The 26,284-nt window shown below is 41.9% G+C and carries 31 protein-coding genes; all 31 read right to left on the bottom strand.

All coding sequences use genetic code 11. From position 1 onward, the window contains the following. Positions 1-112 precede the first annotated feature (112 nt). The gene (locus AC25Y5_RS12115; RefSeq protein WP_488140530.1) at positions 113-781 is read right to left on the bottom strand and encodes a zinc metallopeptidase; all 669 of its coding nucleotides are present in this window, start codon (positions 779-781) and stop codon (positions 113-115) included. A gap of 73 nt (positions 782-854) precedes the next feature. Continuing rightward, the gene (lhaT, locus tag AC25Y5_RS12120; RefSeq protein WP_488140531.1) at positions 855-1,454 is read right to left on the bottom strand and encodes a lipoprotein heptaprenylglyceryl N-acetyltransferase LhaT; all 600 of its coding nucleotides are present in this window, start codon (positions 1,452-1,454) and stop codon (positions 855-857) included. 65 nt (positions 1,455-1,519) lie between these two features. Then, a complete protein-coding gene (locus AC25Y5_RS12125) occupies positions 1,520-2,287 on the bottom strand; it encodes a c-type cytochrome (protein ID WP_488140532.1) in 768 nt (255 codons plus the stop codon). 40 nt (positions 2,288-2,327) lie between these two features. After that, positions 2,328-3,002 (bottom strand): menaquinol-cytochrome c reductase cytochrome b subunit, encoded by a 675-nt coding sequence (qcrB, locus tag AC25Y5_RS12130; protein ID WP_067210348.1) that lies wholly within the window; start codon positions 3,000-3,002, stop codon positions 2,328-2,330. 23 nt (positions 3,003-3,025) lie between these two features. Further along, the gene (locus tag AC25Y5_RS12135; RefSeq protein WP_488140533.1) at positions 3,026-3,532 is read right to left on the bottom strand and encodes a Rieske (2Fe-2S) protein; all 507 of its coding nucleotides are present in this window, start codon (positions 3,530-3,532) and stop codon (positions 3,026-3,028) included. A 144-nt stretch (positions 3,533-3,676) separates the two neighbouring features. After that, entirely contained in the window at positions 3,677-4,126 is a 450-nt protein-coding gene (locus AC25Y5_RS12140; protein WP_488140534.1) for a YpiF family protein, read from the bottom strand. Positions 4,127-4,183: 57 nt separating this feature from the next. After that, the gene (locus AC25Y5_RS12145) at positions 4,184-4,735 is read right to left on the bottom strand and encodes a ReoY family proteolytic degradation factor (protein ID WP_482101872.1); all 552 of its coding nucleotides are present in this window, start codon (positions 4,733-4,735) and stop codon (positions 4,184-4,186) included. A 1-nt stretch (position 4,736) separates the two neighbouring features. Then, positions 4,737-6,002 carry a tetratricopeptide repeat protein gene (locus tag AC25Y5_RS12150; RefSeq protein WP_482101873.1) on the bottom strand — a complete coding sequence of 422 codons (1,266 nt, stop codon included), beginning with the start codon at positions 6,000-6,002 and terminating at the stop codon, positions 4,737-4,739. Positions 6,003-6,040: 38 nt separating this feature from the next. Beyond that, on the bottom strand, positions 6,041-7,342 hold the full coding sequence (gene aroA / locus AC25Y5_RS12155; RefSeq protein WP_488140602.1) for a 3-phosphoshikimate 1-carboxyvinyltransferase: 1,302 nt from the start codon (positions 7,340-7,342) through the stop codon (positions 6,041-6,043). Positions 7,343-7,360: 18 nt separating this feature from the next. Next, positions 7,361-8,461 (bottom strand): prephenate dehydrogenase, encoded by a 1,101-nt coding sequence (locus AC25Y5_RS12160; RefSeq protein ID WP_488140535.1) that lies wholly within the window; start codon positions 8,459-8,461, stop codon positions 7,361-7,363. Continuing rightward, positions 8,458-9,561 carry a histidinol-phosphate transaminase gene (gene hisC / locus AC25Y5_RS12165; RefSeq protein WP_488140536.1) on the bottom strand — a complete coding sequence of 368 codons (1,104 nt, stop codon included), beginning with the start codon at positions 9,559-9,561 and terminating at the stop codon, positions 8,458-8,460. The genes AC25Y5_RS12160 and hisC overlap by 4 nt, the downstream gene beginning before the upstream one ends. 29 nt (positions 9,562-9,590) lie before the next feature. Beyond that, positions 9,591-9,953 carry a chorismate mutase gene (gene aroH / locus AC25Y5_RS12170; protein WP_482104653.1) on the bottom strand — a complete coding sequence of 121 codons (363 nt, stop codon included), beginning with the start codon at positions 9,951-9,953 and terminating at the stop codon, positions 9,591-9,593. After that, positions 9,953-11,059: a 3-dehydroquinate synthase gene (gene aroB / locus AC25Y5_RS12175; protein WP_488140537.1), complete on the bottom strand. Its 1,107-nt coding sequence runs from the start codon at positions 11,057-11,059 to the stop codon at positions 9,953-9,955. Before aroB ends, aroH begins: the two co-directional genes overlap by 1 nt. A 1-nt stretch (position 11,060) precedes the next feature. Continuing rightward, the gene (gene aroC / locus AC25Y5_RS12180; RefSeq protein WP_482101877.1) at positions 11,061-12,242 is read right to left on the bottom strand and encodes a chorismate synthase; all 1,182 of its coding nucleotides are present in this window, start codon (positions 12,240-12,242) and stop codon (positions 11,061-11,063) included. A gap of 112 nt (positions 12,243-12,354) precedes the next feature. Continuing rightward, positions 12,355-13,125, bottom strand: coding sequence for a CheR family methyltransferase (locus AC25Y5_RS12185; RefSeq protein WP_488140538.1), 771 nt, complete (start codon positions 13,123-13,125; stop codon positions 12,355-12,357). A gap of 224 nt (positions 13,126-13,349) precedes the next feature. Continuing rightward, positions 13,350-13,796 carry a nucleoside-diphosphate kinase gene (gene ndk / locus AC25Y5_RS12190; RefSeq protein WP_482101879.1) on the bottom strand — a complete coding sequence of 149 codons (447 nt, stop codon included), beginning with the start codon at positions 13,794-13,796 and terminating at the stop codon, positions 13,350-13,352. Between the two features lie 83 nt (positions 13,797-13,879). Beyond that, on the bottom strand, positions 13,880-14,854 hold the full coding sequence (locus AC25Y5_RS12195; RefSeq protein ID WP_482101880.1) for a polyprenyl synthetase family protein: 975 nt from the start codon (positions 14,852-14,854) through the stop codon (positions 13,880-13,882). A gap of 24 nt (positions 14,855-14,878) precedes the next feature. Further along, on the bottom strand, positions 14,879-15,577 hold the full coding sequence (locus tag AC25Y5_RS12200; RefSeq protein WP_488140539.1) for a demethylmenaquinone methyltransferase: 699 nt from the start codon (positions 15,575-15,577) through the stop codon (positions 14,879-14,881). A gap of 17 nt (positions 15,578-15,594) precedes the next feature. Further along, on the bottom strand, positions 15,595-16,329 hold the full coding sequence (locus AC25Y5_RS12205) for a heptaprenyl diphosphate synthase component 1 (RefSeq protein ID WP_488140540.1): 735 nt from the start codon (positions 16,327-16,329) through the stop codon (positions 15,595-15,597). 48 nt (positions 16,330-16,377) lie between these two features. Next, positions 16,378-16,599 (bottom strand): trp RNA-binding attenuation protein MtrB, encoded by a 222-nt coding sequence (gene mtrB / locus AC25Y5_RS12210; protein WP_482101883.1) that lies wholly within the window; start codon positions 16,597-16,599, stop codon positions 16,378-16,380. A gap of 68 nt (positions 16,600-16,667) precedes the next feature. Then, a complete protein-coding gene (folE, locus tag AC25Y5_RS12215; protein ID WP_488140541.1) occupies positions 16,668-17,240 on the bottom strand; it encodes a GTP cyclohydrolase I FolE in 573 nt (190 codons plus the stop codon). Between the two features lie 176 nt (positions 17,241-17,416). Beyond that, positions 17,417-17,689 carry an HU family DNA-binding protein gene (locus AC25Y5_RS12220; RefSeq protein WP_482101885.1) on the bottom strand — a complete coding sequence of 91 codons (273 nt, stop codon included), beginning with the start codon at positions 17,687-17,689 and terminating at the stop codon, positions 17,417-17,419. A gap of 162 nt (positions 17,690-17,851) precedes the next feature. Beyond that, the gene (spoIVA, locus tag AC25Y5_RS12225) at positions 17,852-19,330 is read right to left on the bottom strand and encodes a stage IV sporulation protein A (RefSeq protein ID WP_482104447.1); all 1,479 of its coding nucleotides are present in this window, start codon (positions 19,328-19,330) and stop codon (positions 17,852-17,854) included. A 76-nt stretch (positions 19,331-19,406) separates the two neighbouring features. Further along, entirely contained in the window at positions 19,407-20,129 is a 723-nt protein-coding gene (locus AC25Y5_RS12230) for a hypothetical protein (RefSeq protein ID WP_488140542.1), read from the bottom strand. After that, positions 20,129-20,323: a DUF2768 domain-containing protein gene (locus tag AC25Y5_RS12235; RefSeq protein ID WP_482102019.1), complete on the bottom strand. Its 195-nt coding sequence runs from the start codon at positions 20,321-20,323 to the stop codon at positions 20,129-20,131. The genes AC25Y5_RS12230 and AC25Y5_RS12235 overlap by 1 nt, the downstream gene beginning before the upstream one ends. 39 nt (positions 20,324-20,362) lie before the next feature. After that, positions 20,363-21,385 (bottom strand): NAD(P)H-dependent glycerol-3-phosphate dehydrogenase, encoded by a 1,023-nt coding sequence (locus tag AC25Y5_RS12240; RefSeq protein WP_488140543.1) that lies wholly within the window; start codon positions 21,383-21,385, stop codon positions 20,363-20,365. A 33-nt stretch (positions 21,386-21,418) separates the two neighbouring features. Further along, complete coding sequence (gene der, locus AC25Y5_RS12245) at positions 21,419-22,729, bottom strand: ribosome biogenesis GTPase Der (protein ID WP_488140544.1); 1,311 nt, start codon at positions 22,727-22,729, stop codon at positions 21,419-21,421. Positions 22,730-22,901: 172 nt separating this feature from the next. Continuing rightward, positions 22,902-24,050: a 30S ribosomal protein S1 gene (rpsA, locus tag AC25Y5_RS12250; RefSeq protein WP_488140545.1), complete on the bottom strand. Its 1,149-nt coding sequence runs from the start codon at positions 24,048-24,050 to the stop codon at positions 22,902-22,904. An 82-nt stretch (positions 24,051-24,132) separates the two neighbouring features. After that, positions 24,133-24,717: a lysophospholipid acyltransferase family protein gene (locus AC25Y5_RS12255; protein WP_482101891.1), complete on the bottom strand. Its 585-nt coding sequence runs from the start codon at positions 24,715-24,717 to the stop codon at positions 24,133-24,135. Further along, positions 24,714-25,391, bottom strand: a complete 678-nt coding sequence (cmk, locus tag AC25Y5_RS12260; protein WP_488140546.1) for a (d)CMP kinase — start codon at positions 25,389-25,391, stop codon at positions 24,714-24,716. Before cmk ends, AC25Y5_RS12255 begins: the two co-directional genes overlap by 4 nt. Before the next feature lie 195 nt (positions 25,392-25,586). Beyond that, complete coding sequence (locus AC25Y5_RS12265; RefSeq protein ID WP_488140547.1) at positions 25,587-26,228, bottom strand: flagellar brake protein; 642 nt, start codon at positions 26,226-26,228, stop codon at positions 25,587-25,589. Between the last annotated feature and the right edge of the window lie 56 nt (positions 26,229-26,284).

Here is a 26,284-nt window from a genome sequence, read left to right on the forward strand (position 1 = left end):
TTCGATTAAATTGTATGGATACCCCAACAAATATTATAGAACCATATTTAATAGTTTCTATTGCAAAGCAAAAAGTCCGTCCCCCGAAAAACGAGGGACGGACTTTTTATGATTAATCTCTGTTCGTAAAGATTAAGAGTAAACGCACCAATTCCATTACTGCAACCGCTGTTGCTGCAACATATGTCATTGCTGCTGCACTCAACACTTTTTTCGCATGTCCTTCTTCTTCATTACGGATGATGCCAAGAGAGACAACCTCATTCATGGCACGGGATGAGGCATTGAATTCCACTGGCAATGTAACAACTTGAAACAGTACTCCGACTGCCAACAGGGCAATACCAATTCCAAGCATGGAATTCATGCTCGAGAAAAACAAACCAATCATAATGAAAACCCATGACGCATTTGAAGTAATATTTGCAACTGGTGCTAAACGGTGACGGAAACGTAGAAATGCATACGCTTCCTTATCCTGTATAGCATGGCCTACTTCGTGGGCAGCAATTGCTGTTCCCGCTACAGATGCTTCATCGAAATTATGTGGTGACAAAGCGACGATTTTCGTTAGTGGGTTATAATGGTCACTCAAAAACCCTTTTGTCTTAACTACTTGCACGTCCTGCAAACCATTATTATCAAGAATGAGTCGGGCAACTTCTGCACCTGTCATTCCTGAAGTTGAACGTATTTTAGAATATTTTTTGTATGTTCTTTTCACTTTGAATTGGGCATAAAGAGGCAATAATATTATTGCGCCTAGGTAAATCCAAAACATAATCAGCTTCCTCCCCTATTTCTCTGTAAGTTCTATTCTATAATGAACTCACTTCAACCGCAACTGATTGCAATTACCATATTACAGCTTTTGTCCTGTTCTTCCACAACCCAAAAGCAAGCATAATACAGGAAATGGATAGCCAGAATGTAAAATAACCGATGTGTTCCATATGTTTCATTAGGTCGTGGTAAATCGGCATCTGTCCATACACATAATCGATGACATCATTATGGAGTGTCCAAATAGCCGCAATCGCAATATGGATGAAAGAAAATCTATACAAAGGACTGTATAACACACCTTGAACTGCCATTCCAAAATGTGATGCAATAAGCATCCAACCCATCAAGCCAATTTCGCCCGTCTCGATAAGCGTCAGGATATTCATGACAACCGCCCAAAGTCCATATTTAACGAGTGTTATTAGCGCAAGTGCTTCAATGAGTTTAAAATTCCTCCCGATAAGCCAGCCGAAGATTGCAAGTGTGAAAAACAAGCTTGCAGTTGGACTGTCCGGTACGAAAACCCAGAACTTCGGCTCCGTGATTTCTAGTTGCCACATATACCAATCATATCCAAAAACTGTGCCAAGTAAGTTTATAAAGAACAGTATCCAAAGAAATGATTTATGAGATAGAACGAGCCAAATTTTCTGTAGTATTAACCTCATAGGTACCTCTCCCAAATTACTTAATATGTATAGAAAAAAAGAGTCAGTTTCCTGACTCTTTTACATTACTCGCTTTTCAAGCCTGAAATAAATTCGGCAAGTACTTGCAAATCTTCATCTGAGCCTTCCCAAGTTCCAGGAGGCATCTCTCCAACGCCATCATGAGCGATATCGATAACTTCCTCAGTAGAAAGGCCGGTATTTACTAACGGCTTACCTAATCCACCTTGGAATGCATCCCCGTGACAACCGATACAGGATGCTCCAGCATAAATCTGATAACCTTCTGATTCAGTGTCAAATTCTACTTCCTCAACAATCGCACCTTGTATTTTTTGTTTTTCCCAGTCATGGTTCACATATGATTCCCAAGTCAAATAGAACAAAGCTGCAAATGCAAGAAGCATAAATGCTGTTGGAAGAGGGCGTTTAAATGGACGTCGTTCCTTTGTCGTATCCATAAACGGTACAAGCATCAATGCGCCGAACGCAAGTCCCGGCATAACAAGTGCACCGATTACATTATATGGGCCAGAAGCAAATTGATACTTCAATAGCTGGTACATTGAAAGGAAGTACCAGTCCGGAACCGGCATGTACATTGTATCCGTTGGATCCGCTTGACGTTCAAGCGGGGACGGGTGAGCTACTGTCAATATTAAATACCCGATAAGGAAAACAGCACCAATCAGCCATTCTTTCAATAGGAAGTTAGGCCAAAAAGCTTCTGTTTTACCCGGATACTCTGAGTAATCCTTCGGGACGTTCGGCATTTTGTTAGTAGCCTTAATGCGCGAATCTCCGACAAATTTCATCCCTTTTCCGCGATGCATATTGTCCCCTCCTTTTTAAAATCGTTGGACCCTATTGATTTTATAGTGGTCCTGAAATACCTTGTCTTCTGATCATGATAAAGTGTGCTGCAAGCAACCCAAGCAAAGCAGCCGGTAAGAAGAATACATGAATCGCGAAGAAGCGTGTTAATGTTTGTGCACCGAGAATCGTCGAATCTCCGGCAAGAAGTACTTTAATCGATTCACCGATGAACGGGACTGAAGCTGCAATTTCTATTCCTACTTTCGTAGCGAACAATGCTTTCATATCCCATGGCAGTAGATATCCTGTGAAACCAAGGCCCAGCATGACCATAAAGATCAAAACTCCGACAACCCAGTTCAGTTCACGTGGTTTCTTATAAGAGCCTGTAAAGAATACACGCAGCGTATGTAGGAACATCATAACGATAACAAGCGACGCTCCCCAGTGGTGCATACCACGCACAATTTCACCGAATGCTACTTCATTTTGAAGGTAATAAACGGATTTCCATGCATTTTCAATGTCCGGTGTGTAATACATTGTAAGGAACATGCCAGAGAGAATCTGGATGACAGTAATAAAAAACGTCAGTCCTCCGAAACAATAGATGAATGCAGAAAAGTGATGTGCAGGGTTTACGTGCTCAGGTACTTCATGGTCAGCGATATCGCGCCAAATCGGGGTGATATCCAACCGTTCGTCAACCCAATCATAAATTTTATTTAGCACTTCGGTCGTACCCCCTTACATTTTTAAACTAATGTGTTTGGTTTTGTTTTTCCGAGATACACGAAACCGCCTTCGACTTTAACGTCAAATACATCAAGTGGCCCGAGTGGTGGCGTTCCTTGTACATTATCACCATTTTTCATATAACGTCCTGCATGGCATGGACAGAAAAATTTGTCTGGATGCTTTTCATCGCCGCCCCAGTTCACCGTACAGCCAAGGTGTTTGCAGACCGGAGAAAGCGCGATGACCGTATCACCATTTTTATAAACCCAAGCAGCGTTCGATACGTCAGATGTATACCAGGCGTCTTTTCGATCTTTGATAGTGAAATCGACACGAACCGGCGTTTCCGTTAGCTCGTCCACTTTTTGCGGAGTCGGAACGAAATCTCCTTCATCTTGCTTCTGCAACACTGGATCAATTGCAAAACGGACCATTGGCATTAACATACCAGAAGCCATGAATCCACCGACACCCATGAGTGTATAGCTCATGAATTGGCGTCTTGACACTTTCTTGCTCATCATTTTCCCTCCTCTTACTTAAAGGTCAGTCCAACGGACATTCTATTGCTAATTGTAATACTAGGACATATCTATGATATATCAATACTAAAAGAAATTCAATCATGCATTCTGAATAGCTGTAAGTTTGTGAACAAATATCGAATTTTACTGTTCTGACCACTTTTCCATGAACCTTGGTAGTACTTGTCGAAGCTGATCTTCAATAATTGATTTTTTAAGTTGTGGGTCCATACTTTCAAGCGGAATCGGCGGTAACCAAATGACTTCGCCTTCGATTTCAATGCTTGTCCAAGCAGAATCAGTCGTTAAGAAAAACACATATTTGAAAGGTGCTAAAGAAAGGTCACGGGTCAATGTTGTAGCCATCTCTGGTAAATTCATCGACTGCGTATAAGTATATGGTGGCATAAGCATCATTCGGCCTTTAAATTGTGTTTCGATAAACGTTGTTAGGTGCATCAGAAACTCGGATGATGATGCACTACTTTTCATGTTGCCTGGCTCTGTATCTACTTTAAGCAAGGGTACAATCAGTGTATCGATATATTCTTTCTGTTGCAAATATGTATCCATATCTTTAGCTGTCCAGTTCATCTCAATAAAACCTCCTTCGGAAATAAGTAAAGAACTCCATCTAGGTGGATGGAGTCATCATTCCTTTGCTATCTTCATGTCATTCAACGTCGCAGATAACGCGATAAACCGCTCCTTGTCATTCGAATCAAGCGCTTCATCCACTCTTTTCATTAGCATATCTACGGTCATTGCAGCGACACTCTCTTCAAGCAATTGTTCCGCAACTTTTCGATCACTTTCACTCACTTGTAGATAGGTTGGAAGAAATGGATTCTCTTCTCTGACGCTCGCATACTCTGGGCAAGAATGACTGTTCGGGAAATTAAGCTGAATATACATTTTGTCATCAGGGTGGAGTCTTAGGTCATGAAATGATTTCTCAGCATCTGCAGTCATTAGATTTCCTTTATAAAAGCGGAACGGGATGCTCTCCGAACCTGTAGTTGAAATCACCATTGCCCGGGGACAGTAATGCGCTTCATCCGTAAAGTGAACGTTTTGTAGAAGGTGCTCATGGCTTAGAAGATAGTTCAAAATCCACACACATTCACGGCGCTTCAATTTGTACCGCTTTAAGAACCAACGTACAAAGTCCTTTTTAGCGGCGACAGGAACCATGGCCGTCATGTCACCCCTCCTCGTCATTTTGTGCTTCTAGGAAAGCTCTCCAATACTCATCAACGGGAACAATTTTAACTATCTCTTTGATAACTTCAAAGGCCTCATCGCGTTTCCCTTCTTCAAGCAGGAATTTTGCATAGTTTCCGAGAAACCCTTGATCATCCTTTAACCCAATATATGCCTTACTATAGGACGCGTATGCATCATCAAATTGTTCTTCACGCTCATACGCATATGCCATAAATGCATCCAATAAAGGGATGTCTATCTGGTCATTTTTCATGTATGAAAGAAGATCTAGCAATTCTTCGTTTTGCTCTCTTTCGTTATACAATGATGCAAGTGTTATAAGTGCTTCACTATATTCAGGGTCGAGAACGAGCGCTTCTTTCAAGTGTCCTTCCGCCTCTTCGGGCAGACCTAGTTTCAGTGCAGATTTCCCCGCCATCAATTGTAGTTCTTTGACAAATTCATCTCTGCGAATTCCAGCTTTAAACATCTCATATGCTCTTCGGTCTTCGCCCACCAACAACAAAGATTGTCCCGCAAGCATATAGGCAGAAAAATAATCAGGATCCATTTCAATCAAATTGTCGAGAAGCGCAACCGACCTTTCAGGATTACCGCTTTGATAGTATGCAAATGCTGCACCGAAAAGCGTATCCGGTAATGCATTATCTTCCAGTAATTCCTCGTAATATGGAATTGCTTCTTCATAAGCCGCACCTGCGCTATACGTTTCAGCCAGTCTAGATAAAATACGAATGCCACCGATTTCATCCATTTCTTCATGTAACTCAAGGTATAACCGAGCTGCCTCTCCATACTTTCCTGAACCTAGAAGTAATTCCGCGTAAGCAAAGCGAATAACTGGCTCATTTGAATCGATTTCGTAAGCTTCCTTAATCTTCGAAAGTGCAGCTTCCGCCATTCCGGACATTTGATAGTAATCGGCTAATGCCAACAGTGCCTGTACATACTCTTCATTATCCGGACTCACATCGGTAAGCAACAGGAGCGCTTCATCCTCTTCGCCAAGCTCAAGTAACGTGCCGGCTCGATCTATCTTCAATTGAGCTTCGTCTGGAAGATGGAAGCGCAATGTTTCGTATAGTTGATCGGCTTCTTCCATGAATCCGTAACTGGCGAACAGTCCCGCTGCTTCATAGAGCAAATCAAAATCGGTCGATTTGTTCAACTGATCAACCGTGCTGCTCAACGCTTCTACTTCTCCTTCTAAGATGTACTGCTCAATCTCTTCTAACTGTCCCATATTTTCACCTGTTCTTTCACGATATATACATTACTCAGTTATCCTTTTTTATTTGTCTGGGTGGCTAGTTTTTCTAGGTTGTCAAAAAAACCTGGATATGAAATGGCTATGCACTCAGGCTCTTCAATTTGAATGGGACCGGATGCAATAAGCGCTGAAATTGCCGCCATCATACCTAGTCTATGGTCACCGTAAGAAGCGAGTGTCCCCCCTGTTAACGGTGTTGGTCCATGGATAATCATTCCATCTTCGGTCGCTTCAACGTTTGCACCAAGCTTGTTCAATTCTGACGAGACTGCGGCAATTCTGTCTGTTTCTTTGACTCTTAGTTCTCCTGCGTCCTTAATTATCGTAATACCTTGCGCCTGCGTAGCCATGAGCGCAATAACAGGCAACTCATCAATCAATCTTGGTATTAAGTCGCCACTGATTTCTGTACCATGTAATTCTGCATAAGTGACCTTGACCGTGCCATACGGTTCTCCGACTCCATCTGTCTCTTCCAAGATTTCAACACTAACACCCATATCCTTAAGTACATCCAGTATGCCTGTTCTTGTAGGATTAAGTCCGACGTTTTTAAATGTGATAGAACTTCCTTGTATCATTCCGGCTGCAGCCATGAAAAATGCGGCAGATGAAATGTCTCCCGGAACAACAACGTCTGTACCCAGGAGCGGATCTCCCCCTGTAACACTAACCTTTGTTCCTTCCACATGAATTGTTGCTCCAAATTGCATTAACATACGCTCGGTATGATCGCGCGAAACAGTCTTTTCTGTAATCGTAGTTGTCCCTTGAGCATTCATGCCAGCAAATATGATTGCCGATTTTACTTGGGCACTTGCAACTGGCATTTCGTAATCAATCGCCGTGAGAGGCCCTCCTTCAATTAAGAGCGGCAGAAGATTGGCGTCTACTTCACCTGCTATGGAGGCGCCCATCGCTGCCAATGGCAATGTTACTCTATTCATGGGGCGCATTGACAAAGATTCGTCTCCCGTCAAAACGGATTTGATATTCGATCCTGCAAGTATTCCCAGTAATAACCTCGCTGTTGTTCCAGAATTACCGGCATAAAGATTATCTATCGGTGTTTTCCAATTTTCCATTCCAGGACTATTCACCGAGACATCCGTACCATTTCTAACAATCTCTACTCCGAGTTGTTGGAAAATGTCAATTGTACGCAAACAATCTTCCCCGTCCAGGAAGCCAGTGATTTGGGTATGACCTTTCGCGATGGAGCCAAGCATTACTGCACGATGTGAGATTGATTTATCTCCCGGAACCGCTATTTCACCCAACATTACTGGTTTATCAAATTCCACTGTTTTCATTCCCACCAAGACCCCCCCTTATACTATGTACATACTATAATCCATTGTTTTGGATAGAGACGATTTTGCGCGTACTCGATCCTCTGCAGTTTGGAAACTGATCACAAGAATTCCGTATACATCCGTCCGTGTTTCGACGATTCGGATATTAGTTATACTAATTCGTTCAATTGCAAGTATTTTTGTGATTTCAGAAATAATGCCGGGGTGATCCGGGATATCTATATGCAAATCAAATGTCATATAGAGTGCGCCTTGCGAAGTTAATGGTAAATCGTCTCTGAACTTTTTAGCTTCCGCAAAATAGGCGTATATTTTTTCCGGATCATTTGACAGTAACATCTCCCGAACATTGCTCATTTCCACAAACCATCCGTCAAGTTGCTGTAATAGCTCTTCCCTATTTTGAGTTGTGATATCCCGCCACATGACAGGGTCAGCAGAAGCAATTCGGGTCAAATCACGGAATCCTCCCGCAGCAAGTTCTTGGACGAACGGCTGGTCTTCTTGTTGAAGTGCAAGCCGTCCAACTAGAGATGAAGCAATCAGATGTGGAAAGTGGCTGACGATAGCCGTCATCCGATCGTGTTCTTCAGCATCGAGTACGACAACCTTTCCTTTCGTCGGTGCTAATAATTTGCGCAGGCGTTCAACTTTTTCTGTATGTGTCCGAGAATCAGGTGTCAATATGTAATAAGCATTTTCAAACAACTGTTCTTTTGCCGCTGAGACACCACTTTTGTGGGAACCCGCCATAGGATGGCCTCCTATAAACGTAATTCCCATTTCGATTAAAGCAGATGCAGTTTTCATAATCGAGCCTTTTATACTGCCTGTATCAGTGATTATGACATCTTCCTTCAATTCCCAGGTAGCTGCCTCCTGTATCATTCCAATCGTTGTATTTACAGGTGTGGCAAAGAATATATAATCTGCGCGCAAGCAGGCTTCTTCAACGGTAGGGGCAATTCTATCAATGATTCCTCTTCGATAGGCTTCTTCCAACGTTTTAGGCGATTGGTCAAACCCCGTCACCTGTATGTCCGATCTTCTTTTTAGGGCTAGACCCAGCGATCCCCCGATCAATCCGAGACCGATAATGGTTACATGTGAACTCATGCGTGAGAACCTTCTACAGACAGCAATGAATCAAATGCAACAAAGAATTTGCTGGTCTGCTCTTCCGTTCCGATTGTCACCCGGACATATCCTGGCGTTCCAAGCGCATTTCCGCTTCGGATGATAAATCCCTGCTGTAACAATTTTTCTGCAGCTTCATCTGCATCGCCCGGTACTTGAATCAGGACGAAATTCGTTTCAGAATCATAGATGTGGATGCCTTTACGTCCAGCATAGTCCTTGAATCGTTCCCTTTGTTGACGATTCAACTCACGACACTTCTCAATGAATGCCGCGTCATCTAATGCCTTTTCAGCAAGCACCACTCCAAACGAGTTATTATTGAACGGGTTTCTCACTTTGTTGAGATTAGTGATGACTTCAGGGTGGCCGATTGCATACCCTACCCTGAATGCTGCTAGACCATATGCTTTCGAAAACGTACGCAACACGATTGCATTAGGATATTGCTCTAGCAACGACACAGAATCCACATGATCAGAAGCTGTCACGTACTCAAAATAGGCTTCGTCAAGAACAACGAGAACAGTTTCAGGAACTTGTTCCAAGAAAGCTTTCAAGTCGGCACTCGGAATGACATTCCCCGTTGGATTGTTAGGATTGCATACCCAAACGACGGTAGTTTTGCTGTCGATTTCATTTAGAAACCCATCAAGATCATGTTGTCCATCAGCTTTTAAAGGAACTTCCCTTATTTCGGCACCTTCAATTTTCGCGCTATGAGCATACTGCGGAAAAGTCGGTGTCGCCATCACTGTATTCACTTCCGGACTGAGGAGTGCCCGTGAAATGATCATCACAATTTCGTCAGAACCGTTTCCGAACAATATTGTATCTTCGGTCACAGAATGTTGTATGGCCAATTTACTTCGCAACGCACTGGCATGGCCATCCGGATAGATTTCATGTTGGATGGTAGCTGTTGCCATGAATTCTTTTACAGAAGGAGCACAGCCATACGGGTTTTCATTTGAAGCGAGTTTTATAACTTCTTTCAATCCGTACTGCTTTGTCACTTCTTCGATTGATCTACCAGGTTTATATGGAGACATTCCATCAAGTGCTTTTTTCCAGTTCATGTAAATCCCTCCAGTGAATTTTCACGTTATTATTTTTGTAAATCCGGTCGTAGTTTTACAGCTTCATTTTGATAGATATGTTTGATAAGCTGTTGCGGAGTATCTGTATTTACATGCATAAGAATTCTAATGCATAACGGCATAGCTCCTGGCACTTCTATTTCATTCGTACACATGACTGGGACGTACATCCAGCCATTGATTGAACGGACCGCTTTTGCAGGAAAAGTCGATTTGACGTCCGTCGTAGTAGACACAAGTACAGAAATAATATCGGTTGGAGAGATAGCGTTCTCTTTCGCCATTTCTTCAACAAGTTCTTGCGTCGCTTCTAGAACTGATTGTTCTTCATCGGATTCGACAGTGGTCGCTCCTCTTACTCCTCTAACCATCACAGCTTCCCATCTCCTTCTGTTCTTTGCTTCAATAGATTGAAAGCATTTTCACATTGCTCTTTCGATAATTCTTTCACAAAGGGATTTCCTATTCCATCTAGCAAAACGAAATGCAGTTTGCCGAAAGAAGCTTTTTTATCTTTTTCCATATAATTCATGAATGTATCGAATGCGTGTTTATGGACAGGTTGGAACGTGTAGCCATGCTTCTTGGCGAAACTGATGAAACGAGTTGTCATCTCTTCATTCACAGAACCATGACTTTCGCTCAAGATTAGGCTGTACGCCATACCAATCATTACAGACTCTCCATGGCTTAAACCACCGAACCCACATACCCCTTCCACGGCGTGACCGAATGTATGGCCGAAGTTAAGATATTTTCGTACAGAATGCTCAAATTCATCTTCCGCTACGATTTTTGCTTTCACTTCTGTCCCCCGTAACAATTCGCTTGACAACCAATCGAAATCGGGTTGTGAAAAGGACGGATTGTCTAGTAATGCGAGCGTCCATTCCTGATCCGAAATAAATGCATGTTTCAACAATTCAGCCATGCCGGATCTAATCTCACGCGGCGGTAGCGATTCAAAAAGCGATGTGTTAAACAAAACACCGACCGGCTGATGAAATGAACCGACCATATTCTTACCTTCAGGCATATTGATTGCTGTTTTGCCGCCTACCGCACTGTCATGCGCTAAAATCGTCGTGGGGCATTGGAGAAACCTTATTCCTCTCATGAACGTCGCTGCAACAAACCCTGTCAGGTCGCCGCAAGCTCCGCCGCCGAAAGCGATAATAAGGGAATCCCTCGTGAATTTTTCATTCAACAGAAAGGAAAGGCAATCGACGTAGACAGCAGATGTTTTACAGTTTTCTCCAGACGGGACCGTTTTCACGGCGATTTCACGATTCGCAGACTCCAATGCCTTTTGTAAAAGTGGTAAATGGAGGTCAGCAACCGATTCATCAGCAATGATTGCAATACGGTCCGCACTTGCTAGTAAACCAGCGTAGTCGGTCGCAAATAGATTGTATACATCTTTACCGAAATGGACACCGTATTCATGATTTTGGATATTAACAGAAAGTGTCCCCATGTTAAAACTCCTTTACATACCGTCTGTATTCTTCAAGTTCCTTTTTCAAGCCATCCATTGTATCCGAACGGAATTCTTCCATGATTGCTTTTGCCATCTCTGTTGCGATGACATGTTCGGCCACAACTGAAGCCGCTGGTACCGCACATGGGTCAGAGCGTTCGATTGTTGCGACAAAAGGTTCTTTCGTTTCGATATCAACGCTTTCAAGTGGTTTATATAGCGTCGGGATGGGTTTCATGACTCCCCTGACGACAATTGGCATGCCTGTTGTCATTCCACCTTCAAGACCACCTAAACGATTGGACTTCCGGTAATATCCAAGTTCCTCACTCCAAGCGATTTCATCATGGACTTTGCTGCCTGGCATTTTAGCCATTTCAAATCCGAGTCCAATTTCCACACCTTTAAATGCATTGATGCTCATCATCGCTCCTGCAAGTTTACCGTCCATCTTACGGTCGAACTGGACGTAGCTACCGATTCCAGGCGGACAGCCTTCAATAACTACTTCTACGACGCCCCCTGCAGTATCTCCGCGGCCTTTTGCATCATCAATGGCTTGGACCATCAATTTAGAAGCTTCAGGGTCTGCACAATAGACAGGATCGTTTTCAATGATATCCCTTAGCTCTTCAGTCCCTTTTCCTGCATATGTATCCGGATTGGTTGTTACTCCTCCAATTTCCGTCACGTGTGCGACAGTATGGATGTCGAGTTCCCGAAGAAACTGCTTAGCAACCGCACCGATAGCTACGCGCATCGTTGTCTCGCGCGCGGAAGACCGTTCTAGAACGTTACGTAGATCCCGATGACCGTATTTCATGCCTCCGACAAGATCTGCGTGGCCCGGTCTCGGTCGGGTGATCTGCCTTTTCACATCAGCAGGATTAACATCTTCTGAAAGCGGTTCTACACCCATAATGGATGTCCAGTGTTTCCAGTCATCGTTAACGACCGTCAATGTAACAGGTGAACCTAACGTTTTACCATGACGGACACCTGACGATATGACGACTTGGTCTTTTTCTATTTGCATACGTCTTCCGCGTCCATGTCCACCTTGGCGTCTTGAAAGTTCTCCATTAATCATTTCAGCAGTTAATTCCATTTGGGCAGGTAGCCCTTCAATAATTGCAGTAAGTTGCGGACCGTGTGATTCTCCAGCTGTGAAGTACCTCATTCCATTTCCTCCTCTGACGAATGATCAATCATTCGTTTATAGCACTTTACCAAAGTAAAGTACATTTGACTATATGTTAATATGAAAAATATCCGGAATTTACCCGGATACCTTAAATTTTCTTATAAAAGAACGTATCTTCTGATTCAAAACCATATTTTGTAGGATTAAAAATTTGTTCAGTACTACCTACAAATAAAATCCCGCCGGGTTTCAATGCCTTGGAAAAGTTCATATAAATTTGATGTTTCGCTTCTTCTGTAAAATAGATCATGACATTTCGACATACAATTAAATCGAATCCTGAATCGTATCTGTCTTTCAACAAATTTTGCTGTTTGAACGTCACAGTCCTTTTAACTTCATCCTTCACTTGATAATGATGACCTTCATTGACAAAGTACTGTTTTACTACAGAATAGGGTACTTCCTTTAATGCCCTCTCAGGATAAAGACCTACTCTTGCACGTTCAATTACACCTGAGTCAAGGTCTGTCGCCAATATGGAAATATCATGTAGCGGTACATGCGATGATAAAACGAGTGCGATTGAATACGGTTCTTCCCCAGTCGAACAAGCAGCACTCCAAATTTTTAGTTTTTTATTCTCAGAAAGAAGTTTAGGAAAAATCTTTTTTTCAAGTACATCCCACCGCTGGGCATTGCGATAAAATTCTGAGACGTTGATTGTCATACGATCAAGAAATTCCTCAAGTAATACCTTATCATTATGTATAGCGTCGTAATATTCGATGAAATCCCCAAACCCTCGTTTTTCATAAAGAGAAGTGAGTCTTCTTTTCATCTGCGCTTCTTTATAGAGTGATAGGTCTATTCCAGTCATTCTTTTAATATTTCCTATAAATAAAGCATAATCCGGCAATATGTTTCCTCCCGTCCCTATATTCTAACTATTATAACGGATTGGAAGCATTTTCGGAAGAACAAATACAAAAGAAGCCAACTTACAGGCGTTTAGCGCGTGCCAAAGTAGACAATTTGTTGTATTCGACGCTAAGTGTTTAAAGTATTGAGTCATACTGCGAGGTTACGTATAGACAAATAACAAAAACAGCCGTGCGTCATTCGCACGGCTGTTCAGTGTAATTAATTGATCCAGTTGTTCATTGATTTGTCATAAGTGATTAGCTCTTCTTCTTTAAAGAAAAGACCAATTTCACGTACAGCGGATTCTGGAGCATCCGAACCGTGAATAATGTTTTTACCAACAGTAACAGCGAAGTCTCCACGAATTGTGCCAGGTGCTGATTCTTTTGGATTCGTTGCTCCTGTCATAAGACGACCAACAGAAATAACATTTTCACCTTCCCATACCATAGCGAATACAGGACCAGATGTGATGAAATCTACTAACTCACCGAAAAAAGGACGCTCTTTATGCTCGCCGTAATGCTGTTCAGCAAGTTCTTGTGAGATTGTCATAAGCTTAGCGCCTACAAGTTGGAAACCTTTACTTTCGAAACGACCTACAATTTCACCAATTAGATTACGTTGAACTCCGTCAGGTTTAACCATTAAAAATGTTCTTTCCATTATTAACACTCCTTCTTGTATGTATCAGGATTTCTCCTTTTCGATCGTACCACCCGATGCTTGATTTTTCAACTGTTAGCGCATTAATACTTACGTGTACCAATGAAAGCCGATATTTGCATAAACGCCTTTTTAGCTTCACCTTCCGGCAATGGTAGTAGTTCGGCCATTGCCTTTTTCAAATACAAGTCACTAACAGCCTGAGCCTTTTCAATAGCATCCGTACTTTTTATATAAGTTAACATTTCATCGCGTTCCAATTCCGTCAATGTACCGTTAAAAGAACGCTCCATGAAAGGTTTAAACTTTTCATCATTTTTTATGTATAAGACTGGTAACGTCAGGTGTCCATTCAACAAGTCACTTCCTGCAGGTTTTCCAAGTGCTTTGTCCGTGGAAGTAATATCTAGAATATCGTCTACAATTTGAAAAGCCATTCCAGCAAAATAACCAAAACGACGTAATTTCCTAACAATTGCAGGATCTGCTCCGGAAACCAATGCCCCCAGTTCGCAACTGGATGATAGGAGAAGTGCAGTTTTTCTCTTAATACGACGTAAGTAATCTCGAATTGTCTGATCAGTTTTTCGCTGATGATCAATCTGAATGATCTCGCCTTTACAAATCTCTAACATAGTTACTGCAAGTAGTTGATGTACTGCCGGAATTTCGATTTCACCTATGGATGTTAGTGCACGTGAGAAGATAAAGTCCCCAGTATACATTGCAATCCTGTTATCCCACCGCGCCTTTACCGTCTCTAGGCCACGACGTATATCTGAGTCATCAATAACATCGTCATGCACAAGCGATGCCATGTGAACCAATTCAAGTGAAACAGCTACTTTTGCCACGTCTTCCAAAGAATAAGTACCAAATTTGGAAGCTAGGATCACAAAAATTGGTCGAATCCTTTTGCCACCTGCACGCAACAAGTGGAGCGATGCTTGCCGTATAATTGGGGAAGATGAATTGACGGATCGTTCAAGTTCCTTTTCTATATAAGCGAGATCCTTCCGGAAATCGGCATAAAGTGACATTAACTTCAATTTCTCCAAAACGATTACCTTCCCCTGCGGTCTTTATTGTTTATAACCCACATGGCCAGCCGCCGCGCCACCACTATATGACTTATATGAAACGTCCACGAATCCCGCTTCTGTGAAGAGCTGGGCAAGCTGCTTCATTCCCGGGAAATCATTCGCTGACTCCTGAAGCCACGAATACTCTTTAAAACTTTTCGCGAATAATTTCCCCATAATAGGCATGATGAATTTAAAATAAAAACGGAATAATTGTCGGTAACCAGGTAGTTCGGTTTGAGATGTCTCCAGACAAGCTACCATGCCGCCCGGCTTCAAAACCCGATTCATTTCTTTCAAAACCGTCAAATAATCTGGTACGTTGCGCAAACCAAAACCAATTGTCACGTAATCAAAAGAATTGTCCGGAAATGGTAATTCCATTGCATTCCCTTGTAGAAGATTAATATTTGGATGATTTGCGACCTTAGGGCGTCCAGCTTCCAGCATCCCTTCACTGAAATCTAGGCCGGTTACGCTTCCTTCAATCCCCGTCGCCTCTGCAATTGCAATGGTCCAATCTGCAGTGCCGCAACAGACATCTAGTGCATGTGCACCCTTGTGAACAGCCATATGGGACATGATGTCATCACGCCATTTTTTATGCTGATTGAAACTAATTACAGAATTCATCTTATCGTAATCGATAGATATTTTTTCAAAAACATTATGGACTTTCTGTTCTTTTGATAGTGACAAGAGTCATGCCTCTTTTCTCAATTCAGTTTACCAAGGAGCGGGACCGAAAAATCACGGATCTTCTGCTGTAAGAAAGGTTCGAGGAAATCAGCCGAGTCGACCGCTACTTGCAATTCAGTACTAAGGTGTTCTATCGCTATTTCCATATTGTGAGACTTCAACCCGCTACTCGAATTGTATTCCCAATTAGTTGTACCATCTGATTTAATACCTTCAAGCCACATAAGCGGCAATGCTGCACTTGCAATGGGGACGTAATCCGAAAATCCAAATGTAAGTAAAAAATCCGTTATACATCCTGCTTCGATAATGCGTACGGTTTCCACCAGTTTATCCGGACTGTCCGGTAAACGGTTATGAAAAGTTGCCTTCTTCTCGTTAATTCGACCGATTGTTTCAGACAATGAACGGATAAAACCGAAATCGGGGAGAGAAGCTAGAAGCCGGTAATGAACACCACTAAAATGGTCTCCTGACAATACTTTAAGTTGTTGCTGTCTCGACGTGGCGTTGGAAACATCGATTGAATTATGCGCATCAAACGCTGCATGTACTGCACCGACCGCAACTGCTGCAGTATTTACACGATCATTCCATCTTTCCCCGTTTAACAAAGGCAAAAGTAGAAAGAAAGATTTGATAGAGTCTACGGACATTCGCCCTACATCTCTATCTATAATTGGCTCGTAAATTGATCGCTCAACTTCAAGTATATAATTTTCAATATGTGCTTTAGTTTTTTGTATTTCCATCGTCGAATCTCCATTCAATGACGTCTAATGAAAATTGTATCAAGCGAATTAGTCTTTCCCTTCGCTTGTTAAGACACCATATGCGGTATGAACGTCTGCATTTCCACGAATTTTCATGGCTGACGTATGATCAGTAAATTGTGCGATCATCACTTCACCACGGTCTAACTTTTCCGTATGATGGAACTTCGTGTCGTTCCCACGAGTTAAACCGATTACATTGACACCGTCTTCCTTAGCTTTAATTACGATATAGTCGGTTTGTGTCATTTTCACCTCTCCTGTCTAATCTTTAACGGTTTTATCATATCATAGAAAAGGAGTTGCCCGCAAAGGTCTCAGGACATCTTGATAAGAGATAGGATTTCCGCGCGCTTAACATCGTCATTTTCGTAAATACCACGCGCTACTGTAGTTACAGTCTTGGAACCGGGTTTTTTTACCCCTCTCATAGTCATACACATATGTTCAGCTTCGATTACGACATAAACACCGACCGGATTCAGCATCTCCATTAAGGTATCTGCCACAGTGGATGTAATACGTTCCTGAAGTTGAGGTCTCCTTGCAGTTGTTTCAACAGTTCTCGCTAGTTTACTAAGACCAGCGACAACACCATCACGCGGTATGTATGCAATGTGAGCGTGACCAAAAAACGGCACAAGATGATGCTCACACATCGAGTAAAACGGTATATCTTTCACAAGTACTACTTCATCATAGTTTTCGTTGAAAACCGTTTCAAAATAATCTTTAGGATCTTTATTTAAGCCTTCGAACATCTCGGCGTACATTTTCGCAACCCGCTTCGGCGTATCTATGAGACCTTCACGCTCGGTATCTTCACCGATTGCTTCGAGAATCATTGAAACTGCCTTCTCTATTTTCTCATAATCGACAACATTCTTCATACGAATCTTCCCCAATCGGATATAAAGTTATTCCAACAAAAATAGTAGCACACTCACTCGACTCCGTACAGTTCCTTTACTTTATATGTTGTGTTTTAGTTGGAAATTGGAAAGAAGTCCGCCCCAAGCATCTGAAAAACAGATGCTATGGACGGACTCCTATGTAAATTCAAAGATTATTTAACTGCGTCTTTAAGCGCTTTACCAGCTTTAAAAGCGGGAACTTTGCTTGCTGCGATATCGATTTCTTCTCCAGATTGCGGGTTACGACCTTTACGTGCTGCGCGCTCACGAACTTCGAAGTTACCAAAACCGATCAATTGTACTTTCTCACCTTCAGCAAGAGTAGACTGGATCGTATCGAATACAGCTTCGACAGCTTTTGTAGCATCTTTCTTAGTTAATTCTGCTGCTTCAGCTACAGAGGTAATCAATTCTGTTTTATTCACACCATTCACCTCCTCTCAAAGGGCATTAGCTAGCTTCTAATACTGTAAAAAGAGTATCACAAGAAAATCTCTGACGCAACAATATTATCGCGAAACTGCCAATATCATGCACTTTAAGGGCGAAAAACAGAAAAAGATCCGTTTTTGACGGATCTTTTTCCTTTATACGATAAATGTAATCATACCTTTATTACCATCGTTAACCATCTGCTCAATCGTCTCCCGCAGACGTTTTCGTGCGTTCATCGGAACCGATGCAGTTTTAAAACGAATGCTTTCTTTCATGACTTCATGTAGTGGCGTTCCGAATAATTGGGTTTCCCATAACGCCTCTCTGTCATGTAAATATGCATTCTTCAATTCTTTCAATAAATGATGGCTGTGAAATTCAGATCCGATTAATGGCGAAAATTCAGCTTCCATATCGACCCTGATGATATGAAGTGAAGGTGCTGTTGCTTTCATACGGACACCAAAAAAGTTGTTCTGTTTAATTAATTCTGGTGGTGATGGATTGAAATCATCAATTGTCGGAAGTGCGACACCGTACCCTTGTTTTCTAGCTGTATCAATTGCTTCCGAATACATTTCATATGACTTTTTCGCTTTTGCAGCATCTTTAACAAACAATAACCAGTCTTTTTTTGAACCAATCTCCTGTCCCATGATTTCTTCACAAATTTCACGGAAAGCCTGTTCATCCATATCGATTTTCACAATCGCTTTCCCTTTGCCCGCATCAACTTCAATAACATCAGCATTTTTAACATACTTTTCTTCTTTCAGTTTTTCTGCCAATTCTTGAACTTTACGAATTTTCGAAGCTTCCAAGAATCCTTCGTTTATAACCCTGTCAATGTTAGCATTCAACTCATGCTCACTTCCCAGCACATCCATCCAATCCGGCTTTTGTATTTCGATATCCGAAATTGGGAATTCATACAGTGCTTCTTTTAAGATGAGCTGAATTTCCTGCGCATTCAACTGGTCTGCGCTGATAGCGATAACAGGAACACCATATCTCTCATGCAACTCCTGCTTCAGAGTGACTGTTTTTTCATTCGCTGGCATTTTAGAATTCAGCACAATGACGAACGGCTTACCGATATCCTGTAGTTTAGTAACGATTTCCGCTTCTGCAACTTCAGCTGCAGCTCTTGGAATATTATTGACCGTTCCATCCGTTGTAACCAGAATTCCAATTGTGGAATGATCCCGAATTACTTTGTCGGTACCGATGCGGGCAGCTTCCTCGAAAGGTATTGGTTCGTTGTGCCAAGGCGTGTGAACGTATTTCGGTCCATCCTCGTCTTCATACCCTTTAACACCGTCTATGACATAGCCCACGCAATCAGCAAGCCTGATTTGAAACTTTAAGTCTCCATCCCCTACCGAAACCGAAGTCCCTTGAGCGGGTACAAATTTGGGTTCTGATGTCATGATCACGGGTCCAGGTGAACTTTGTGGAAGTTCATCCTGTGCTCGTATTCGGTCCGCCGCGTCCGTCATGTTCGGAATCACAACTTCTTCCATCACCCTTTTAACAAATGTAGATTTCCCTACACGAACAGGACCAACGACTCCAATGTAAATATCTCCATCTGTACGTCTAGCCAAGTTTTCATATAATTCTTCTTTCATCCATCGTCCTCCTTTATATGCGCATATTAGTTTATGTAAATAAAAAACGTTTCATGCACGTAGCATGAAACGTTTTTTATTTTGAATTCCTCATAAATATAGGTTCATTCTTTTCATTCACCGTATAAGGGAGAGAGTAGGCCGGTAAAACCGGATTATTATCTGCTAGTAGATAGCGGATATCTTCGCCTTCTTTAACATCCGGCTTTTCTTCTTTCAAAATCCGGTTCAAGTCAATTGAATAATCGATGTAAAATATGCCATCCCCTCCGATTACCAGTGGCAACATAGTTTCCGAGTAGGGGCTAGGGACCGTCAGCGGCTCTTTGAAACCCATCGCTTTGAAGTCAACAGCATAAACATTGTCACCGACCGCATCCTTGAATGAAACTTTGCCATTAATGTTTTTTCGCAAATTCAAGTCACGAATACGTTCAGCTGAGCGTAGATCAACGAGCTTAACAGTTGGGTCCGTTTCAACGTTTGTCAACACATATTGGTAAATGCCACCTGTTTCATAAGCATTAGATGGTATTTTTTCTGTAAATGCAGGAACAAGTTTAGCGAACTCAATGGGATATTTGATATAAATATCTGTTTCAAGCTCACGTGTTTTGATAGGCAATAGTCCTCCCGAATTCTGTTGGAAGGCATCTACTGCTTTTTGCATTGATTCCAGCTGATCGGCGTAAGGAATTTCCTGTACAGTTGTTTTTTCTGAAGGGTACATACAGCCTGATAAAACAAAAATAAATGAAGACATCAGGAGTAAACTGATTCTTTTTACTGACTTTTTCATCATGCTCCTCCTGTCGGGCCATTAAACACAAGATAAATCATCGCAAAAAATGCGAAAATCAACAAAGAATAAGCGATTAGCGCTAGTAGAAATTTAATTATTTTATTTTTAAGCTTATGTCGGCTTACATAAATAAGACCCATAGAAATGAACATGAATCCCATTGCATAAAACGATAGCCACATCTTATCCATTGAGGACAATTTAAGTCCTCCTTTCGTATAGTTAAAGAATTACCTTGTACCGAAGAGATCTTCCACTTCCTGTTTTTTCATGCGAGTCATTAATTGATCAACAGCATGTTTCGGTGGTATGTCTTCAAATAGAATAGAATACAGTGCCTCTGTGAGCGGCATGGAGACCCCGTACTGGGCTGCAAGCTGATGGGCAGCTTTAGCTGTTCTGACACCTTCAATGACCATTCCCATGCCTGATACAACTTCATCTAGACTATTTCCTTTACCGAGCATGTTACCTGCTTTCCAGTTACGTGAATGAACACTTGTACAAGTGACAATCAAATCTCCTAGACCCGTTAGGCCTGAAAACGTCAAAGGATTTGCCCCCATCTTAACGCCAAGTCTAGAAATTTCTGCTAAGCCTCTTGTAATAAGCGCAGCTTTGGCGTTGTCACCATAACCAAGGCCATCAGAAATACCGGCAGCGAGCGCTATAACATTTTTAAGCGCAGCTCCAATTTCCACACCTAGGAGATCGGGGTTGGTATAGACACGGAAGTAATTGTTCATAAATAAGTCCTGAACTTTTTCCGCAGCGTCTAAATCAAGAGAAGCAGCCGTCACTGTCGTCGGATGACGCAGCACAACTTCTTCCGCATGGCTTGGACCAGAAAGCGCAACAATAGCGGTTCTCTTAGTGGAATCCAGTTCCTCCGAAATCATCTCGGAAATTCGCTTCAAAGAATCAGGCTCAATGCCTTTTGAAACATGAACAATCAATTTCGGATTGATGTCCATAGTATTCAGTTCTGAACAGATTTCACGAATTGCTTTTGTTGGAACAGCTATGATGATGGTATCCCCATGCATCATAGCCTTTCCCAAGTCAGATGTTGCTGTCAAATTGGCCGGTAAAGAAATACCCGGTAAATATGAATGATTCGTATGATTTTCATTCACTTCGGAAGACTGGTCAGAACGTCTCGCCCAGAGTAAACAGTCATGACCATTTTCTGCTAAGACAAAAGCAATTGCTGTCCCCCAGCTTCCGGCGCCGATAACAGTTACTTTTTCCATTTCATACAGACACCCTTTCTTCTCCAAATCCGGTCAGCTTCTTGCACGTGTTATGAGCCGGATTGGCGTTCCCTCGAAGCCGAATGATTCCCGTAGACGGTTTTGTAAAAAACGCTCATAAGAAAAGTGCATAATTTCAACATCGTTCACAAAGACGACAAAAGTTGGCGGTTTAACGGCTACTTGCGTCACGTAATAGATGCGCAGTCTACGTCCTTTATTATTAGGCGCTGGATTTCTTGCAACCGCATCTTCGATTACTTCATTCAAGACACTCGATTGGATTCGCAGTGCATGATTTTCACTTATTAACTTAACTTTTTCAAACAAAGTATTTACGCGCTGTTTCGTTTTAGCTGAAACAAAAGCGATTGGTGCATAGTCTAGGAATAAGAAATTATCTCGGATATCCGCTATAAACTTATTCATTGTTTTATCGTCTTTCTCAACAGCATCCCACTTATTGACAACAAAAAGGACGCCTTTTCCTGCATCTTCCGCGTAACCGGCAATTCGCTTGTCCATTTCACGAATACCTTCTTCCCCATTTATAACAATGAGAACGACATCGGAACGGTCAATGGCTTTTAATGCACGAAGAACAGCATATTTCTCCACATTTTCGTATACTTTACCTTTTTTACGCATACCTGCAGTATCGATAATTTTATATTTTTGCCCATCATATTCATAAGCAGTATCGATGGCATCTACTGTCGTGCCAGGGATATCACTAACGATAACTCGTTCCTCGCCTAAAAATGCGTTAACAAGTGATGATTTCCCAACATTCGGTCTGCCGATTAATGAAAACCGAATTACATCATCTTCAATTTCTTCAGCTCCGGGCTCAGGAAAGTCGTTTGCTACCGCGTCAAGCAAATCTCCAAGTCCTAGTCCATGTGAACCCGAAATCGGATAAGGTTCACCAAATCCTAGGGAATAGAAGTCATAAATCATATCCCGCATATCCGGATTATCAACCTTATTCACTGCCAAAACGACAGGTTTTTTCGTTTTATACAATATTTTGGCGACTTGTTCATCTGCATCCGTTACCCCTTCACGGCCATTCACGAGGAAAATGATTACATCCGCTTCATCTATTGCAATTTCCGCTTGTAGCCGGATTTGTTCAAGGAAGGGTTCATCTCCAATATCGATTCCACCAGTATCAATCAGGTTGAATTCGTGCGCGAGCCAATCGGCTGAACTATAAATACGGTCACGGGTAACTCCTGCTACATCTTCTACGATTGAAATACGTTCACCAACGATTCGGTTAAATATTGTCGATTTCCCGACGTTCGGCCTACCGACGATCGCTACAGTTGGTTTATTCATAATCTAACATCCTTCCAGCTTATCTTCTGCATATTATACACAAAAAAAGACGATGATGCCCGTAAAAGCACCATCATCCATATAAATACTCGTTCATAATGTTCACTTGTTCGTTTTCCAGGGATCCAAATCGGGCTAATTGTTTGAAAGCGAGGCTATATTACCATCCCAATTAGTCTCTATTAGCAAACTTCTTCAACTGATCACCAATGACGTCTCCCATTGAGAAGCCTGAAGCTTCTTCAGGCATTTCATAGCTACCGTATGAATTATTATCTTCTTTTTCTACAAGATCTTTAATGCTCAAAGAGAGTCGCTTCTCTTGTGTATTTACTTCCAACACTTTAACTTCAATCTTTTGACCTTCCTGCAACACTTCGTGCGGCGTACCGATGTGCTGATGGGAAATACGCGAGATATGAACAAGACCTTCGACGCCTGGGAACACTTCCACGAATGCACCGTATGACACAAGTCTTTTCACGGTTCCATCAAGTTTCGTTCCCTTTGGAGCCTTTTCTTCGATACCTTCCCAAGGACCAGGCAAAGTGTCTTTAATGGAAAGCGATATCCGTTCTGAATCACGGTCTATTGACAAAACCTTCACATTCACTTTATCGCCTTCTTTTAAAACATCCAACACTTTTTCAACATGATCATGTGACAATTGTGAAATATGGACAAGTCCATCAATTCCTCCAATATCGACAAAAGCACCGAATGCTGCAAGACGTTGGACAGTACCCTCAAGTATTTCGCCTTCTTTAAGACCATCCAGTATCTCACCTTTTTGCGATTCTTTATCTTCCTGAATAACCGCACGGTGGGATAGAATTAGTCGGTTTTTCTCTTTATCCATTTCAACAATTTTGAAAGTCATTGTCCGACCTTTATATTCTTCGAAAGATTCGACAAAATAATCTTCGACAAGTGATGCTGGTATGAAGCCCCGTACGCCCAGGTCGACTACTAATCCACCTTTAACGACGTCTTTCACTTCCGTTTCAATTGTTTCTTTTGAGTTAAATTTCTCTTCAAGTGAACCCCAAGCATCTTCCGCGTCGACTTTCCGTTTTGAAAGAACATAATTATCTTCTTCGATTTTCATAATAATAAGTTCAAGTTCATCACCTTCAGCAACCGCATCCGAAGCCGTCTCAATGTGAAGGCTTGATAGTTCACTGATTGGAATAACACCATCAAACGGAGCTCCCGCAATTTCAACTGTCACCGATTTGTCTTCGATTTTCGTCACTTTTCCAGTAACACGGTCACCTTCATTGTAGTTGTTCTCTGTTTCTAAGTTCATCTCTTCAGTCATTATGTAGACCTCCTTCATAAAGAATCTTACTTCCATATTATGCGAATCGATTCATAATAACAAAAATTTACCCTTATTTTGTTCATTTATTTTGTTCGAGAAGGTTTTTGATCTCACTCATTATAACTTCTGTAACCTCTTCAGCCGACGTCCTATTTTCACGGTAAGGCGTCATGTCAAGCGGTTTTCCATAGACAACTGTTAATCTTTTAAATGCTTTATAAGGTCCTATAATTGCGCAAGGAACAACGACAGCATCTCCGCCTTTCAAAGCAAAAAATCCTGCACCCGCAAGGCCTTCGCCAAGTTCGCCCGTCTTACTCCGTGTGCCTTCAGGAAACATTCCGACCACTTTTCCTGATTTCAGGATTTTAAGTGTATTACGAAACGCCTCTCGATCACTCATCCCGCGTTTCACCGGATATGCATTCACTTGTGGCAGGACACTTTTTAATACTGGCAATTTGAAAAGTTCTTCTTTCGCCATGAAGTGAACAGGTCGTGGACATGTAATCCCTACAACAGGCGGATCGACATTCTCAATATGGTTCGTACAGAGAAGAACGCCTCCTTCTTTGGGAAAGTTTTCCTTGCCAATCACTTTAATTCTATATAGCGGATAAAAAATAGTGCTACACAGAAATTTGCCTAGTGGGTATAAATTCATAAACGCATCCTCTTTTCGGCCAGTTCGCTAATTTTTTTCGCCACATCCTCGATGGTCATGGAAGTCGAGTCAATAAGAACGGCGTCTTCTGCCTGTCTCAGCGGAGATACCTCTCTCTCCATATCCGCACGATCACGTTCGCTTATTTCAGCCTTCAGTTGTTCAAGTGAAGTGATGAAACCGCGACGTTCATCTTCAATATGACGCCGCCTTGCTCTTTCTTCGACAGACGCAGTCATAAAAATCTTGAGTTCCGCATCTGGCAACACAGCTGTCCCAATATCACGGCCATCCATGACAACACCGACTCCTTCAGCTAATTGCCGTTGCTTATCGACCATTAGGCATCTAACACCACTGTGAGCAGCAACGGCAGACACATTGGCAGTTACCAGTTGTGAGCGAATGGATTCAGATACATCTACACCATCAACAATTATGGCTTGACCTACCGGTGATGGTAATAGAACGATTTCAATCTGTTCAAGTAATTTCTCCAGTTTCATTCCATCATTACTATTTATGTTGCAGTCTAATGCCTTATGCGTAAGTGCACGGTACATTGCTCCAGTATCAATATACGTATAACCTAGTTTTTCAGCTGTAATTTTGGCAATTGTACTTTTTCCAGCAGCAGCCGGACCGTCAATCGCGATTTTTATTCTTTTTGTCATTTCTCAAACCCCCGTAATCAATTCGAAAACATTGTATCATAAGTATGACGTCAGCGCCTTTGTTAGGTTGTGAAAGAAAAGGTAAAAGCCGCGGAATTTGTATTTTTCTTTGAATTAACCATTTCCCTTCGGCGCGCTAGTCATGAAAATGAAAAGAGAAAAGCCCTTTTATCACGGACTTTCCCCCATTTAATTCTATTTAAAATCTCTCATTTGCAATTGTCGTTCAAAGCAGAACCGAATGATGGATTGACGCACAAATGCATTTACTTTCTCAAATTCCAGCGAAGCAATTATTCTTCCATCTTTCTCCCATACTCTGACGACCTTTGCAGATAATTTAACATACTTAATATCGTGACTATTGAACGGTAATACGATAATTAACGATACGACTTCCTCAGCGACTAGTGTTGTGAAGTTTGACAAAAAAAGTGCGATACCGCCTGCACTTAAGTCTGCAGCGACATATTGGCTGAATAGGCTATTTTTCTCCACAGCGACATCTATTGCTGATTCTACTCTTACAAATTGGCGTCTTTGTATCTTAATGAGCTGATCATCACCAGGATAGGTTAATTTCAGCATGGGGATCCCTTTATTAAGGCGACCACTTACTTCTGTCCGAAATGCATATGAAATTTTGGTGCTATCAGTGAAGTTCACTTGTAACTGCGTTCCATCCATGAAGAATGAAGTGCGTCCGGTTTCAATATGAGTTGGATAGTCAATCATCACGTACCCATCACTCATATCGACCACTTTACTTTTAAACTTTTCACCATCTTTAGTAAAATCCTTGTCAATAACAATAATTGTCCCTATCGAAAGTAGCACATGTAACACCTGCCATCTATATGTCATACATCCTATTATGTCATGACAAGATGGAA

The sequence above is a fragment of the Sporosarcina sp. Y1011 genome (genome assembly GCF_057669885.1).

Bases quoted from the DNA above. Each gene is read 5' to 3' on its own strand.
- AC25Y5_RS12115 (WP_488140530.1), bottom strand. From the start codon at position 781: ATGTTTTGGATTTACCTAGGCGCAATAATATTATTGCCTCTTTATGCC.
- lhaT (WP_488140531.1), bottom strand. From the start codon at position 1,454: ATGAGGTTAATACTACAGAAAATTTGGCTCGTTCTATCTCATAAATCA.
- AC25Y5_RS12125 (WP_488140532.1), bottom strand. From the start codon at position 2,287: ATGCATCGCGGAAAAGGGATGAAATTTGTCGGAGATTCGCGCATTAAG.
- AC25Y5_RS12135 (WP_488140533.1), bottom strand. From the start codon at position 3,532: ATGATGAGCAAGAAAGTGTCAAGACGCCAATTCATGAGCTATACACTC.
- AC25Y5_RS12140 (WP_488140534.1), bottom strand. From the start codon at position 4,126: ATGAACTGGACAGCTAAAGATATGGATACATATTTGCAACAGAAAGAA.
- AC25Y5_RS12145 (WP_482101872.1), bottom strand. From the start codon at position 4,735: ATGACGGCCATGGTTCCTGTCGCCGCTAAAAAGGACTTTGTACGTTGG.
- AC25Y5_RS12150 (WP_482101873.1), bottom strand. From the start codon at position 6,002: ATGGGACAGTTAGAAGAGATTGAGCAGTACATCTTAGAAGGAGAAGTA.
- aroA (WP_488140602.1), bottom strand. From the start codon at position 7,342: ATGAAAACAGTGGAATTTGATAAACCAGTAATGTTGGGTGAAATAGCG.
- AC25Y5_RS12160 (WP_488140535.1), bottom strand. From the start codon at position 8,461: ATGAGTTCACATGTAACCATTATCGGTCTCGGATTGATCGGGGGATCG.
- hisC (WP_488140536.1), bottom strand. From the start codon at position 9,561: ATGAACTGGAAAAAAGCACTTGATGGAATGTCTCCATATAAACCTGGT.
- aroH (WP_482104653.1), bottom strand. From the start codon at position 9,953: ATGGTTAGAGGAGTAAGAGGAGCGACCACTGTCGAATCCGATGAAGAA.
- aroB (WP_488140537.1), bottom strand. From the start codon at position 11,059: ATGGGGACACTTTCTGTTAATATCCAAAATCATGAATACGGTGTCCAT.
- aroC (WP_482101877.1), bottom strand. From the start codon at position 12,242: ATGAGGTACTTCACAGCTGGAGAATCACACGGTCCGCAACTTACTGCA.
- ndk (WP_482101879.1), bottom strand. From the start codon at position 13,796: ATGGAAAGAACATTTTTAATGGTTAAACCTGACGGAGTTCAACGTAAT.
- AC25Y5_RS12205 (WP_488140540.1), bottom strand. From the start codon at position 16,329: ATGGAAATACAAAAAACTAAAGCACATATTGAAAATTATATACTTGAA.
- mtrB (WP_482101883.1), bottom strand. From the start codon at position 16,599: ATGACACAAACCGACTATATCGTAATTAAAGCTAAGGAAGACGGTGTC.
- folE (WP_488140541.1), bottom strand. From the start codon at position 17,240: ATGAAGAATGTTGTCGATTATGAGAAAATAGAGAAGGCAGTTTCAATG.
- spoIVA (WP_482104447.1), bottom strand. From the start codon at position 19,330: ATGAAAGAAGAATTATATGAAAACTTGGCTAGACGTACAGATGGAGAT.
- AC25Y5_RS12230 (WP_488140542.1), bottom strand. From the start codon at position 20,129: ATGAAAAAGTCAGTAAAAAGAATCAGTTTACTCCTGATGTCTTCATTT.
- AC25Y5_RS12235 (WP_482102019.1), bottom strand. From the start codon at position 20,323: ATGGATAAGATGTGGCTATCGTTTTATGCAATGGGATTCATGTTCATT.
- AC25Y5_RS12240 (WP_488140543.1), bottom strand. From the start codon at position 21,385: ATGGAAAAAGTAACTGTTATCGGCGCCGGAAGCTGGGGGACAGCAATT.
- der (WP_488140544.1), bottom strand. From the start codon at position 22,729: ATGAATAAACCAACTGTAGCGATCGTCGGTAGGCCGAACGTCGGGAAA.
- rpsA (WP_488140545.1), bottom strand. From the start codon at position 24,050: ATGACTGAAGAGATGAACTTAGAAACAGAGAACAACTACAATGAAGGT.
- AC25Y5_RS12255 (WP_482101891.1), bottom strand. From the start codon at position 24,717: ATGAATTTATACCCACTAGGCAAATTTCTGTGTAGCACTATTTTTTAT.
- cmk (WP_488140546.1), bottom strand. From the start codon at position 25,391: ATGACAAAAAGAATAAAAATCGCGATTGACGGTCCGGCTGCTGCTGGA.